This is a genomic window from Paenibacillus rhizolycopersici (assembly GCF_014947195.2).
Taxonomy (GTDB): Bacteria; Bacillota; Bacilli; order Paenibacillales; family Paenibacillaceae; genus Fontibacillus; species Fontibacillus rhizolycopersici.
The window spans coordinates 43,617-57,361 of sequence record NZ_JADCNN020000018.1 but is presented as its reverse complement, the minus strand read 5'-3'; the positions used below and the strand labels follow the sequence as shown (position 1 = coordinate 57,361).

The 13,745-nt window shown below is 54.5% G+C and carries 14 protein-coding genes; 2 read left to right on the top strand and 12 right to left on the bottom strand.

Going from position 1 to position 13,745, the window contains the following annotated elements:
* Nucleotides 1-380: 380 nt before the first annotated feature.
* The 5 genes from IM700_RS17385 to IM700_RS17365 all read right to left on the bottom strand — a co-directional run bounded on the left by IM700_RS17385 (nt 381) and on the right by IM700_RS17365 (nt 7,045).
* Nucleotides 381-2,630, bottom strand: coding sequence for a DUF6259 domain-containing protein (locus IM700_RS17385; protein ID WP_193418433.1), 2,250 nt, complete (start codon nt 2,628-2,630; stop codon nt 381-383).
* A gap of 24 nt (nt 2,631-2,654) precedes the next feature.
* On the bottom strand, nt 2,655-3,482 hold the full coding sequence (locus IM700_RS17380) for a carbohydrate ABC transporter permease (RefSeq protein WP_193418435.1): 828 nt from the start codon (nt 3,480-3,482) through the stop codon (nt 2,655-2,657).
* Between the two features lie 29 nt (nt 3,483-3,511).
* Nucleotides 3,512-4,399 (bottom strand): carbohydrate ABC transporter permease, encoded by an 888-nt coding sequence (locus IM700_RS17375; protein WP_193418437.1) that lies wholly within the window; start codon nt 4,397-4,399, stop codon nt 3,512-3,514.
* A gap of 2 nt (nt 4,400-4,401) precedes the next feature.
* Nucleotides 4,402-5,826, bottom strand: a complete 1,425-nt coding sequence (locus tag IM700_RS17370) for an ABC transporter substrate-binding protein (RefSeq protein ID WP_193418439.1) — start codon at nt 5,824-5,826, stop codon at nt 4,402-4,404.
* A gap of 85 nt (nt 5,827-5,911) precedes the next feature.
* Nucleotides 5,912-7,045 carry a DUF4185 domain-containing protein gene (locus IM700_RS17365; protein ID WP_239484004.1) on the bottom strand — a complete coding sequence of 378 codons (1,134 nt, stop codon included), beginning with the start codon at nt 7,043-7,045 and terminating at the stop codon, nt 5,912-5,914.
* 387 nt (nt 7,046-7,432) lie between these two features.
* On the opposite strand from IM700_RS17365, the gene IM700_RS17360 reads away from it, so the two are divergent.
* Nucleotides 7,433-8,332 (top strand): AraC family transcriptional regulator, encoded by a 900-nt coding sequence (locus IM700_RS17360; RefSeq protein WP_193418441.1) that lies wholly within the window; start codon nt 7,433-7,435, stop codon nt 8,330-8,332.
* Between the two features lie 77 nt (nt 8,333-8,409).
* On the opposite strand, the gene IM700_RS17355 is transcribed toward IM700_RS17360, so the two are convergent.
* The 5 genes from IM700_RS17355 to IM700_RS17335 all read right to left on the bottom strand — a co-directional run bounded on the left by IM700_RS17355 (nt 8,410) and on the right by IM700_RS17335 (nt 11,135).
* Complete coding sequence (locus tag IM700_RS17355; RefSeq protein WP_193418443.1) at nt 8,410-9,375, bottom strand: acetylxylan esterase; 966 nt, start codon at nt 9,373-9,375, stop codon at nt 8,410-8,412.
* Nucleotides 9,376-9,495: 120 nt separating this feature from the next.
* Nucleotides 9,496-9,726: a YuzB family protein gene (locus tag IM700_RS17350; RefSeq protein WP_155604996.1), complete on the bottom strand. Its 231-nt coding sequence runs from the start codon at nt 9,724-9,726 to the stop codon at nt 9,496-9,498.
* A gap of 31 nt (nt 9,727-9,757) precedes the next feature.
* Entirely contained in the window at nt 9,758-10,060 is a 303-nt protein-coding gene (locus IM700_RS17345) for an iron-sulfur cluster assembly accessory protein (RefSeq protein WP_155604995.1), read from the bottom strand.
* 82 nt (nt 10,061-10,142) lie between these two features.
* Nucleotides 10,143-10,382: a hypothetical protein gene (locus tag IM700_RS17340; RefSeq protein WP_155604994.1), complete on the bottom strand. Its 240-nt coding sequence runs from the start codon at nt 10,380-10,382 to the stop codon at nt 10,143-10,145.
* Between the two features lie 129 nt (nt 10,383-10,511).
* On the bottom strand, nt 10,512-11,135 hold the full coding sequence (locus IM700_RS17335) for a TraX family protein (protein ID WP_155604993.1): 624 nt from the start codon (nt 11,133-11,135) through the stop codon (nt 10,512-10,514).
* 121 nt (nt 11,136-11,256) lie between these two features.
* On the opposite strand from IM700_RS17335, the gene IM700_RS17330 reads away from it, so the two are divergent.
* Nucleotides 11,257-12,168 carry a diacylglycerol/lipid kinase family protein gene (locus tag IM700_RS17330; protein WP_193418445.1) on the top strand — a complete coding sequence of 304 codons (912 nt, stop codon included), beginning with the start codon at nt 11,257-11,259 and terminating at the stop codon, nt 12,166-12,168.
* A 71-nt stretch (nt 12,169-12,239) separates the two neighbouring features.
* Here the strand turns inward: IM700_RS17330 and racE are convergent, their stop codons facing one another.
* The gene (gene racE / locus IM700_RS17325) at nt 12,240-13,058 is read right to left on the bottom strand and encodes a glutamate racemase (protein WP_193418447.1); all 819 of its coding nucleotides are present in this window, start codon (nt 13,056-13,058) and stop codon (nt 12,240-12,242) included.
* Between the two features lie 176 nt (nt 13,059-13,234).
* Nucleotides 13,235-13,669 (bottom strand): YtxH domain-containing protein, encoded by a 435-nt coding sequence (locus IM700_RS17320; RefSeq protein ID WP_193418449.1) that lies wholly within the window; start codon nt 13,667-13,669, stop codon nt 13,235-13,237.
* Nucleotides 13,670-13,745 lie beyond the last annotated feature (76 nt).

Genomic DNA, 13,745 nt, shown 5'->3' with positions numbered 1-13,745 from the left:
GAAGTTGCCCCTTCTCATTACCAATAGGGGAACTTTTGGGCCTTATTTTTCAATTCTCCCTATACTTTTCACTTGCCGCCGTCTCTACCAGTAAGCTAACGGACCCCAGAAACGCTATCGGACCGCATTTGGGCAGCTTCCAATTCTAACGGAACTAGGTAACCTTATTTCGTTCAATACCGGCGTACGGGTCACCAAAAGGAGCCAATAAGGTCTCTGGAGTCCGTTACAGCGGGAAATAGCCGGGAAATACGAAAATAAGGTTAATACGTTCCGTTACATTCGTTTCGATCCGTTGCGCCGTTGCAATTTGGTACGCTCCGTTGCGACCGTTACGATCCGCACTTACTCGCGCCACGGATGTCTTGGCTACTTACGGTTCAGGGATGCATCAACGCTTCCAACAAAACGACGCTACGCGGCGGGATCGTCAATTTGAGCTCCCGTGCAATCGTCTGGACGGTTTCGGATTTCCGATGCTCCGGTCCCGGCGAATACACATGGCAACGCATCTCCGTGACAAGTTCGGACACGGGAAGATCGCCCGGGCATACCGCCACCTCCCGAACTTCCTCGCCTACATTGGCGAAGAATAACCCGACGCTTTCGTCGCGGTATTTCCATACCGCATGAACGATCCTCTCCACGCTTAAGCTCCCCGCATCGTTATACTCCGGGGAACCGATCCCGTGGTTGTAGTGGAACCAATCCAACGTCACCCGGCCGGAATCTAGGGGAAGCGGCGGCAGCATTTCGCCGTAAGCGAGATACTTATTGCCCGCGCCGGTTCGCAAAGCCGCAAATAAGCCCAGGTAGCCGGCGCGTTCCTCCGCAAAAGCATACCCCCGCGGCTCGAATACAGCGTAATGTTCGTCGCTCCCGTTCTCCACGCCGTCCAGCGCTTCCATCGGGCTGTATTCGTAATTAAGCTCGTACAGCCCACCCCACAAATACGTTCGCGCCACCGTGAAATAAAACAGGTCGCCGATTTCCGCCGTCAGCTTGCCCCAGCCGTCCAGCCTGACGGGACCGTACTCGTGGTACACGTAGGCAAACAGCGGAACCAGCTCCGCGTCCCCCGATTTCAGCAGGTCCCGGAACGGGTAACCCTCCAATGGAGCGGCCGGTTGACCGCCGGCGCGGGCCTGGTAGAAGTCGAGCACGTCCAGAACCGTCTCGTTCATCATCTCCGTGCCCATCGGCACATATCGTCCTGCCACTTGCCCCATCGCCGCTTTCGTCTCCGCATAATTGGTCCGGTAAGCCTCGTTAATCGCTTTGCCCCCGCCGACCGGGTGCCCGTGACTTTCGTCAAGGCACGTCTTCAGGATGTTGTTCGCCGAAATGTCGTAGTAAATCGCATCCACGTCCGCTTCCCGTTGAAGCGCTTCGTCCCGGCGCCGATGAAACTCTCGGGTAAAGGGGGCTGCCGGACAGAGGAAAGGGAACCGGTAAGCATCGATGCTCTTTTTGTCCTCCGGAAAACGTTGGGCGGCCGCTCTGGCCCGTTCCCCGTCCGCCCCGCCGAAATTGAACAGATAATCGAATTCGAACGGAGCAAACCGATCGCCTTGCTCGCGGATACAAGCGATGTTGTCCGGGTTGAAGCGGGTCGGGAACCAGTCGTCATAGCCGCCGGGCACTCCCCGACCGAACGTCTGCGGCGCATTGCTCCAATCCGGACCGAGGATATGGAATAGCGGCGTCCCGATCCGCTCGCGGTACTTACGCAGCCACTTCGTCCGGTCGTAGCCGGCATTGATGCCGAACGTGGCCGCGCCCGCCTCCTCGTACAACCAGCGGAACAACTCCACATCGCCGCGGTCCCGCCGCTCCGCCAAAGTTCCTCTCGCGCACCACGGCTGTTGAACTGCCCAAGCCTTATAGAGACCGGCTGCTTCAGGCCAACCCCGGCCGCGTAGCAGCCGCATCTCCATCGCGTAAGGAACCTCGATACCTTTGCCGGCACCGATATCCTCGCAGGCGTGAATGAAGGACGCTTCCAGCCGGCCGCAATCGTTCTTGTAGAAGTTGAGCCACTTGGCATAACCCTCCGGATCCAGCGCCGCAAAATACAAACCGCCGCGTCCCTTGCCATAATAGGCAAAAAACTGCATCGCCGCGCCGGAGAAGCTCTCCGGATAAGGCATGTAGCGGAAGCCCATTCCATCCTGCCGGAAATGCTTTAACGGATTTCGGACCTGAAATCCCGTGGCAAAGCTGTGGATGACAACGTCGTCCTCGCCTCCGTCCGTGATCGCCCCGAGACCCGAAAGGATCGGATACTCCAAGCTGATGACAGGCGGTCCGTCTGCGGCGTTATCCACCCCGCAGCGAAATTCCAGCTGATCCGCATCCTCCCGCAACCGGATCGTTCCGGTAACCACCGGCCCTGCCTCGCTTTGCCAGCGGAGCAGGCACTCCCGATATCCCTCACCTTGCCGGACTTCGTAAGTAAATCCGCGAAACCCGCCCGAGGTACCGGCTTCGGTCTCCAGCCGAAAGACGTCGTCCCCGAGGCGTCCCGCTTCGACGTATTCCCGTCCATTTGAAGGATCGCGCAGGGAAACGATCGCGCCGTTCTCCTCTCTGAGTCCCACGTACAGATGGGAGTTTTCCAATTCGATCACTCAAACTTCCTCCTTTCGCCGTCGTTACTTCAACCCGGAAATTTTGATGCCGCGAATAATGTATTTCTGGAAGATCAGGAAGAGCACGATCGTCGGCACGGCCGCCAGGCTCGATCCGGCCATCAGCATCCCCATCTCCGTCCCGCGCTCCGAGCGGAAGGTGGCCAGATACTGCATGATTTGAAACAGGTTGACGTTCGTAACCGTCATCGTCGGCCAAACGAAGGAGTTCCAGTAACCTAGATACGAGCCGATGCCGACGATAACGAACACCGGATACGACATCGGCAAGAAGATATGCGTGAAAATTTTGAAGCGTCCCGCTCCGTCGATCAAAGCCGCTTCCTCCAGCGCCAGCGGAATATTGAGGTAAAACTGGCGAATGAAAAACATGTGTCCGGCAGAAGCAACGCCCGGCAGCACGAGTACCGCCAGCGTATCCAGCATCTGCAGCTTGGTCACGACGATAAACGAAGTCACCAGAATCGCCATGCCGGGGATGAACATCGTCATGATGACGTACACCCATAGCACCCGCTTGAAGCGGAACTCCAGACGGGCGAACACATAAGCGGCAGAGGCGTTAATCGCCAGGCTTAACGCGGCGAATAACACCGCCCCGCCGAACGTAATGATCATCGATTTGAGAAACATGTTGTCCTGCAGTATGGAGATGTAATTGCCGACCAACCACCGCTCCGGGAAAAACCGGAACGGCGTGGACAGCACCTCCGTTTTGGCCTTGAATCCGGCGATCGCCATCCACAGCAAGGGAAACAATGCGATACAGGCGACCAGAATGCCGGCGGCATGCAGGACGATTTTGCCGAACAACGCTTTGTTGTTATTCATCGTCTCTTAGTCCTCCATCCGGGTTGAATTTAACCGTCCACCGCTTTATCCGAATTCAGCACCTTGAAGATGATCGCGGAGATGCTGCCCAGCACGAGGAACAACAGCAGCGCCGAAGCGATGGAGTGACCTACGAGTACGTCGTTCCGGAAATGGTTGAAAATGTACAGGTTCGGTGTTTGCGTCTCGTTGAGCGGTCCGCCGCCGGTCATGACGAGTGGCAGCTCGAACTGCTGAACGGCCCCGGTGAAGCCGGTGATCAGCAGGTACAAAATGACGTTTTTCAGCAGCGGCAGCGTTATCCGCAGCATTTTCGTCAGCCCGCCGGCTCCTTCCAGTTCGGCCGCTTCGTAGTAGCTATCCGGGATGTCAAGCAATCCGGCCAGCATGATCAGCGTCGTAATTCCGAAGCCGAGCCATACGACCGGCACCGCGAGGCTCGCGAGCGCCGTCCGGATGTCGGCAATCCAAGCCAACTTCTCCAGCCCGAACAACCCGAGCAGGTAATTAGCCAAGCCGGCGTCGTAATCGTAAATAAACGCGAAGACGATCGAGGCGATGATGCCGGAGATGATCGTCGGAATGTAGATCGACGTTTTCACGAACCCGGACCAGCGTCTACCCATGCCTTTGATCACGTGAGCGAACAGGAAGGCCAGCACCAGTTGGGCCGGAACGACCATCAGCGAGAAGCGAAGGCCGATCAGTATCGACTTCGTAAACAGCGGATCGGTCAATACGTTCGCGAAATTGCGGAAACCGACGTAAACCGAATCCTGATAAAAACTCCAATCGTAGAAACTGACCTGGATGGCATACGCGAACGGGATAATGACGAATACGGTGAGCAGCGCCAGAATCGGCAGCAGCATCGCGTACGCCACTTTGTTCTCATAACGATGCTTGGCACGATGCATCCTTATTCACCGCCGTTAGCTCTCGGGTTCGTCCCTGCCAGTTTCTGTTTCTCGATGAAATTGTTGATTTCTTTCTCCGCGGTCGCGAGCGCCTTATCAACGTCCTCGCCTTTCATGGCCTTTTCAATCGCAGTGGCAAAGAACATGCTGATGTCCCAAGGATACACCGGCTCCGCTTCGGAATAAGGCACGATTTTCTCGGAAATCAGCTTGCGCCACTCGTCGGTTTTCGCGTCTGGATCCTGGTTCATCGCTTCGTCTACCGATTTGCGCGGCGAGAACTTGGAGAATTGGCTCGTTCTGAAGAAGTCGATCATTATATTCGGATCGCCGGCCAGCAGCCAGCCGATATATTCCGCAGCCGCTTCGGGATGTTTGGACTTACCGTCGACGACCAGCGTCCAGCCGCCCAGTGTAGCGGTCGTTTTGGTCTGATCACCGTCGATCGAAGGCATCGGGGCGACGCCAATATTGTCCAGCATGTTTTTGTATTCGTTGCGGAACAAGCCGATCGACCACGATCCACTGATCTGCATTGCGGTCTTCCCTTGCCCGAACGGCGCCGCATCCGCGTAACCGGCCAATTGCTGCTTCGGCATGATCCCTTCCTGGTACAGCGTCTTGTAGAAGTTCAGCAGCTCCTTGTAGCCGTCGACCATGACATCCGCTTTGGACCAGTCGTCCGTGATCGGAAGATGCCCGGCTGCGTTATATTGCAGGCCCCAACTCGACCATCCGAGGTCACCGGCGGTTTGGGCCGTCGATAAGCCGTACACGCCGTTTTTGGTGAGTTTCTTTCCATAATCGATCAACTCGGCCCACGTCACCGGCGGCTTAGCTGGATCCAGCCCGGCGGCTTCGAATAAATCTTTCCGGTAATACAACACCGCCGAAGGCTCAACCAGCATCGGATAAGCATAATACTTCCCCTCCACCGTGACGAAACCCTTGACATTGTCGTGCAGGTCATCGATCAAGCTAGGGTCCAGATAGTCGTTCAGCGGCAAGATCTGGCTTTGCTTCGCCGACGGCGCGAGATTGCTGTAGTTCATCGTCATCACGTCGGGCGCCTTGCCGGCCGCTTGCGCCGCTTTCAGCTTTTGCGCCCAGGCGTCTCCCGGCACGATCGTCAGCTTGACTTCGATATCGTCATGTGTCTTGTTGAATTCGTCCGTCCATTTCTTGAACCAGGCATCGGTCGTCTCCTCGAACTTATTAGCCCAAAACTCGATCTTGACCTTCTCCTTCGGAGCCGCGTTATCGCCGGTCGTCGTTTCCTCGGCGGCGTTTCCTCCAGCCGTTTCCGCATTTCCACCCGAAGCGGCATTCCCGCCGTTCCCCGCACCCCCGCAGCCGGTTACGAGCATGGCTACGATCAGCAGCAATCCCAATGTCCACGACAATCCTTTCAAACGACGCTGTTTCATTTGGTTAACCTCCCTTTTTTATTCGGCAAAACTTCTATTTAAACGCCTTCAGGCGCTTAAACCTTAGCGGAACACCCTTATGGGCTCAATCGCCGGGGCCGGATTCTTCCAGCGTGGCTTTGAACCAGAACACGTTATACGGATCCCAAAGCGATAAGGTAAAATAGATCGTCCGCCCGTCGTCCGCAAGAAACCGGTCATTCATGAAAGGCGCGTACAATCCCGGATAATCGGCAGCCGGAACCAAATCAAGCGCGTCACCCCACGGCCCCCAGGGGGTTAAGCCTTCTCGGAGGACGACGCCCTGGCCTTCCTTCAAATAAGTCATCAGCCACCGCTCCACCCCGGGGTTCCAGATCACGGACAGCTCCCCGACGGTGTCGTCCACCACGAGCTTGGCTTGGTCCATGTCCTTGCTCCATCTCGGTTCTCCTTGTTCGTCCTCGCCCGCAAAATATTCGTAGCTGCTGAGGTCCTCGAGGTTTTGTTCCTTGACCCGCATCAGCTTGACGCCGCCGAAACGGCCCGACGGGATCGTCCAGAAATAGATTTCTGCCTCCTCGCCGTCCCCGGTCTTGAACGGGCTCACCTGGATAAACCCGCTGTCTCCCGGCCACTGGAGCCCTTCCACGACCGACCAATGCTTCCCGCCGTCTTCCGATTTAGCCACTCCGGAGTGATTGACATCCCATGTTCCGGGATCCCCCCAATGTTGGACCGACATATAGTAAAGGTACATGGCTTTGTTTGCGGCCAAACCATGCGTAGGGATCACGGTCATCTCGTCGTAATCGAGCTTCTTCGACGGGATCAGTTCTTTGGCCAGCCCGACCTCATCCGTAATCATCCCGTCGAACGTGATCCCGTCGGTCGGATCGGTGTCCGAGCTGTAGGCCATGACGTTGGATCTCCAAAAGCTACCGCCCCCTCCCGTCATCCCATCCGGCCTTTCGCCAAACGTATCGCCGAAGACGAAGTAGGTTTGATCCCCCATCGTGAACATCGAACCTAAATCGGTTCCGTAAACGGCGTACCGATCCGTATGGTTCAGCGAATCCTTGCCGGTCAGCTGGGCGATTTGCTGCAGATTGGCAGTGTTCTTTAAAATAAACGTTTCCCCCACGGGCGCCGTCGTCCGAGGGATTCCAGACGGCTCCTTGCCGCAGGAAGCGGTCAATAGGAGCATCGCGGAGAGCAACATCAACGACAAGCTGCGCAACGGTATTCATCCCCTTATCGTCGTCCCCTTAGGGCGCTTGAAAATGGCTTTCTCGCTATTCTGCAATCGATTGCAGATTGTGGAAACATGCTCCTTCGCCTGGGCGAAATCGTTGGCTTCGCTTCCACCACGTTAAGCCCCCTTTCGATTCGGTTTTAACCATGATATATTGAAAGCGATTACATATTTGAATTTTACATGATCCTCCCGCCTAGTTCTATGTTGGGATTTGTGATTTTTTATCCATTCTTGCTATTGTGTCCCAATCAAGATCTCATCTCTAGCAGCGACCCTATCAAATTGCGGAAATTCTATATATGATTAGAAGATCATTAAGTTTCCATGGATGGAGGATTTGTTTCCAATCTTGCTACACAGGAGGAACGGATGGACAATCAGCCAATGACGCTTCAGGACTTGATTCATCGTTTATCGCCCAACGTTCGGAGAGCCTGGAATCACCGGGTCGACGAGATGACGCTGGCGCCTCGCATCATTTTTGACTATGAGCTGCTGTATATGGAAAAGGGGGAGCTCACCATCCGCGTGGAGAACGAAACGTTCGTCGCCGAGCCCGGGGATATTCTGCTGTTCAAACCAGGACTGGAGCATGCGTTCGTGGAATCGCGGGGAGAGTGCTGGATGCCGCACATTCATTTTGACGTGCTGTATTACGAGGATTTTGAACAGGTGCCGATCAATTTCAAAAATCGCAGCGAATGCACCGAAGAAGAGTTGGCTTGGCTCCGCCCCGACATCCTGGGGAGGGCCTTCGGATTTCCCAACGTCCTGCGCATCGGCAACCATGCCGAGGTGCACAAAACGCTGATGCAGATCATTCATGCCTACGAACGGCGCGACGCCGACTATCCGTTAATGCAGAAATCGCTGGTGCTGCGCATTCTTTATTTGTTGCAGAAAGGGCTGAAGGCGAACGACAATGCGCATCTTGTCATGCACCAACGCGCGATGGAACGGGCGGTCACCTATATCATGGAGCATTACAACGAGACGGTCCCGCTGGAGACGTTGTCCAAGATCGCTTGCCTCAGCTTATTCCATTTCTCCCGCATCTTCAAGCAGACGTTCGACCTGACGCCCCATCAGTTCCAAATCCGCTACCGGATCGAGAAGTCGAAGGAACTAATGATGTTTAACCGCTTGTCCTTGTCCACGATCGCCGAAAAGGTCGGTTACAGTAATGTATACTCCTTCAGCAAAGCGTTCAAACAGACCGAGGGTATGTCCCCCCGCCAGTTCATGCGCACGAATTCAAAATCGACCTAAGCCAGACTGGCCGCCCGGCAAGTCGTACGCCAGGCAGCCCGAGATGGATTGGAGGCGAAAACATCGTCCCACGCCACTTAAGGACGCAAATGCTCGCGCAAGAAGGCATAGGCTTTCAGACGATGCTCGTCGGGCCCTTCCTCGTGCCCCATGAACGGGTAAAGCAGCAGCTCCTTGCCCGCTGCGGGGTTACGGTTGTAGGCGGCAGCGATCGTTTCCGGCCAGCAGATCAAATCCTTGAAGCCCGCCGAGTATAGCACGGGAACCTTTATTTTCTCGGCTAAATTCAAATTGTCGAAATAACTCAGCGTCGTAAGTACCTGCTCCAACGCTCCCGGAGTTCGGGCTACGAACTCGGCGATTTCCGAGACAGAACCGGTCGAATTCATCAACGCGAATTCCAGGTGGCACAAGTTCGGGACATTGGCGACGGCCACGCGGGGAACTTCGCTTAGCGCCGCCATCTGTAACGCTAACCCTCCGCCTTGGCTCGTTCCATACACCCCGATCCGCTCCGCATCAATCTCGGGTTGAGCGCTCACCCATTGCAGTGCTTTCCAGGCGTCAATCGTCATGGCCAATCCGTAGAAGTTCTCCGGTTCCAGCACCCCTTGAGTCATCCAACCTTTGATAGTACCTCGGGCAGAGGACAGATGATTCCCCGTTTCTCCGGTCTGTCCCCGTGTATCCACTGCAAAAACAGCATAGCCCATCTGCAGCCAAATCGCATAATTCTCCGGATTTCCCCGGTGACATTGGTACCCTTGGTAAATCACCAGACAAGCGTGCTTACGCCCTTGCCTTTCCGTGCCCTTTGGGACCAAATACCAACCGTGCAGCGGCGTATCGTCGTACCCTTCAAACTGCACGCGCTCCGCGTCAACCCCCTGCATAAACGTGGCAACTGACTCCCGACGGTCGTGCAGCGGCTTGGCCACAACCCGTTCCAGGGTCCGGCTCCAAAACTCGTCAAAGTCCTCCCTTGCCGTACCCTCCGCCCGATAACGTGCCACATCCGCCATGCGTTCCTGAATCGCTCCCATGATCCGCCTCCTTTTGTGATGGAATAAATAGGCTGGTTTTATTCTACCAAAAAAATCCGCACCCGAGACATGGATCGTTAGATCGCCTCGAGTAGCGGATTTTTACGTCTGTTTATTCCATCATTTCGGTTTCTTCACAAACGGTGCAGCCTTCTCCAGCACCTCGTCTTCTGTCGGTGCGCTGACGTATCTGCCGTTAATATATACGAACGCTCTTTTGCCGCACGGACCGCAATACGATTTGCAGCCGACTTTGATCTCGGCGTCCGGCGCGAGCTTTTGCAGCTTCGGTACAAACGTCTTCATGCGGATATGATTGCATTTATCGCAAATCCGAATATCGTTAGCCATGCCTGGTCCCTTCTTTATCGTTAGCTAAAGCTTAGTGATCCCCGTGATTGCCTTTGGATGGGTTGGTGATAACGAAACCTTCCTCCGGGAAATACAAGTAATCGATCTTCACGCCGTCAAGTAACGGATCGGTACCTTCCACGATCACATCGATCTCCTTGTCGGTTTTGACGATTTGGTCGGCGTCGGCCGGCTTGGCCAAATCCAGTCCGTAGTGGGCATGGTCGCCGTGAGAATGGGTGATGAATACCTTCAACACCATTCCTTGGTTCTCTTCCTTCGCCAGTTCCTTTTGTATCACTTTCGCCGCATTGCGGGTAATTTTGACGTTCATATGATCTCTCCTATCGCACAAAAATATCTTCCTCTAACATTCCTATTGTAAAGAAACGCCGCCCAACAAGCAAGGCCAAACGCTAAGCCTTTGGGATTTTACGCTCCGCCCGGGTGACGAACCAATCCATCAACAGCATCGTCACGGCCATGTCGTCGATGGGAATCCACGGAAGCACATCCGGCAGAACCCAATAGAGCAGCGCCGGTACGACCAACAACAGCTTGTCGGTAAACGGTATTTCACCCGAAGTCAACAGCGGGAGAGTCCGACGAAAAATATGGGACCAATGACGAAGCGACCACCAGCTTTTCCATTTCATCTCCATCCCTCCCTGTCATCAGCTAGTCATTTCTATCCCCCTTAAGATACCCTATTTTAACATGTTTCATGGCACAAAAAAATCCGGGTCATCCCCGGATCCTTCTTTCATATCCCCTGGCTCCAACGGTTACAACAGGTACACAAGCAAAGCCAATACCACCAAATGCGCAGGATAGAAAGCCCTCCATACCCATCGGGGAAGCCGCCAGGTTTCGAGTTTTCGCCACAATCCTGGCCCATATGCAATCACGATCGTTGGCAGAATGCTGGCCAATTGAATCACCCATCCATAGGCGAACAAGTAGACAAGGTTCAAAAGCAGGTGCATCGTCACTGCTTTACCCTGTTCGGCATATTTGAAAATCAGGACTAACAGCAGCCCATACGCTCCGTAATCAAACGGAAGCACTTCCATCATTACGCAGACGCCGGCGATGATCACTGCGGATAGCGGTCCCGGTTTGGCTGCATCAAGCATACGTATAACCAAGGAGGAGACAAACAAGGTGGCCACAACGTTTAACCCGTTCGTATCGAAAGCCAATTGATAAGGAATTTGCGATAAGACAGCGAGCAGAAACAAACGAAGTGCGTATTTCCGGTAATTGGAGGTATGCACATGACCCTGGACAAGCGCATAGGCATAGATTGGAAAGGCAATCCGCCCGATAATACGCCACAGCACTTCTCCGGGAAAAAACAGCAGCCCGACATGGTCGATCAGCATGGTGATCATGGCGATCAGTTGCATGGCCTACACTCCTTTCGTCCATCCAAGAGGTTTACAAAAATTTTGATTTTCATTTATTCAAAACTTCAGTAGACTGAAATTACGCCGCTATGGCGCTTCCAACATAGATAGGGGAGTCATCATGTATTTGTTTATCGTGAATCCAAATGCAGGCAATGGCGAAGGCCGCCGAGTTTGGAACAAAATCAGTAAACTGCTGCGCCGACGGGGGATCCCTTACGAGCATGCCTTTACGGACAGCCGGGAGCAAGCGCATACATTTCTTCGGGGCCGATTGTCCGGCCAGGAGACTTGGAAAGCGGTGGGCGTCGTTGGCGGTGATGGCACGATCCATAGCCTGCTGCCTTCGCTGCGACACTCCGGTGTACCGTTAGCCGTATTCTCGGCTGGCTCGGGCAATGATACCGCCCGTGGATTTGGGATCCCGCGTCGTCCGCGTGCCGCGCTCGAGGTGATGCTAAGCGGACGATCGGTTACAGCCGATTTGATTACCGTCGAGGATCGCAGCACCTTAACCGCACTGGCCGTGGGCTTCGACGCCGAGGTGGCCCGGAACGTGAACCAGAGCCGCTACAAGAAAATATGCAATGCCCTTGGACTCGGCAGACTGGCATATATTATCGGCATCTTTCATACCCTTCTCACTTTCCGTCCGGGTCCATTGAATATTGACTGTGATGGGATTGCTTATCATTTCGAGTCAGCCTGGCTGACGGCCGTCAACAATGTGGACAGCTATGGCGGCGGACTGTCCATCTGTCCTGACGCCAAGCCGGATGACGGCGTTCTCGATCTCTGTATCGTGCATGATTGCTCGAAATTGAAACTGCTGCTATTGTTTCCCACCGTATTATTCGGTGCTCATACCAAGTTTTCGTTCGTCACGATGCTGAGGGGCCGGAACATTACGGTGTCCAGCCCGATCCCGCGCCTAGCCCTGGGGGACGGAGAAGATGTTGCCGCCACGCCGCTTAACGCATCGGCGGATCCGGGTGCCATTCAAATTCTGCGGCCCGTGCCGGAAATGAGCTAACACGTCCGGTCTGTGGTCAAAAAAACCTTTGGACGGGGCAAAGGACCACCCGCCAAAGGTTTTTTTATGGCTTACCCCGTCGGGCTGGACACCTGCCATACGACCGGTGTCAGCTCGATTTGCTCGCCCAGCCACTGGCGGGCGATCTTACGAAACAATTCCGCATCCCCGCTGCAGAAGAACTGGTGTACGGGTACCCGGTTGCCTCGAGCCAAACAACCGCGCTGATGTAGCACGGTACTGATCTCCCTTGCGGTTTCATCCGCTGAACTGATTAACTTCACTTTATTCCCCATCACCTGTTGGATGGGATCTTTTAGAAAAGGATAATGAGTACAGCCAAGGATTAGACAATCGATAGGGTGTTCCTTCATTCCCCGGAGCGACTGCTGTACCACTTGCAGCGCTTCTTTCGTTTCATATAACCCATGCTCAACTAGGGGAACAAACTCGGGACAAGCCTCACTGATGATTTCGGTTTGCGGATTAAGCTCTCGCAATGCAGCGGTATACGCCCCGCTTCGGATCGTCCCCAATGTTCCGATCACACCGATTTTACCGGTTTGGGTGGCGCTGATGGCTGCTCTTGCCCCGGGGTGGATCACGCCGATCACGGGGATATCCACTTTCGCTTTAATGAAATCGAGCGCGGCCGCCGTTGCCGTATTACAGGCGATTACGATCAATTTAGGTTGAAACTGAATCAAATAATCGACGATTTGCTCGGTAAACAAGCGGACTTCTTCAGGCGATCTTGGACCGTAGGGAGCTCGGGCCGTATCTCCGAAGTAAATGATCTTTTCTCTGGGAAGCTGTCTCATGACTTCCTTGCAGACGGTGAGGCCTCCCACTCCCGAGTCTAGTATAGCGATGGCTTGCTGCACGAACATACCGCATCCTTCATGTTTTAGTTTAATTCCCTCTCGTTAATTTATGACTCCGTTCTGCAAAGGGTACCTAAATCTTAACTCAATTTGCAGTGTGGAACAAGAAAACCTACTATGATGGCAAAAAAGGGAAAAAGACCCGGAAGCGGGCCTTTTTCGGGTGATCGTGTACGTACGAGTTATTTGTCTTCTTCGCTTTCGCTGGTTGCTGCCGCTTCTGAAGTTGCGACTTCCAGCACGTCGGCTTCAGTCGTTTCTTCCCCCGCTACAACGCCGAGGACCACCGTCTCCTCATCGGCCACGGACTCCTCATCCGCTGCAAATTCAGAGACTTGAGCCATATTCTCTTCCTCTGCATCCTTCGCAGGCAGACGGCTTTGAATTTCGCTGATCAAGCCTCCCGCCGCTTCCTTCACCTTACCTACTAGAACGGTGCTCTGCTCCGACACCTTACCGGCAACCTCTTGTGTCTTCTCGCCAACCTGACGAGCACCGTCGGCAATATCCTTGCGTAGTTCTTTCCCGGCTTTGGGAGCAAACAGCAGCGCCGTTACCGCACCGGCAACCGTACCGATGGCAGCACCCCATAACCAACCCTTATTTCCTTTGCTCACGACTCATCTCTCCTTTTCGGCATCTCTCCGCGAATGCCTATATCGATAATGCATTATAAGCAGCGACGGCCCGTCT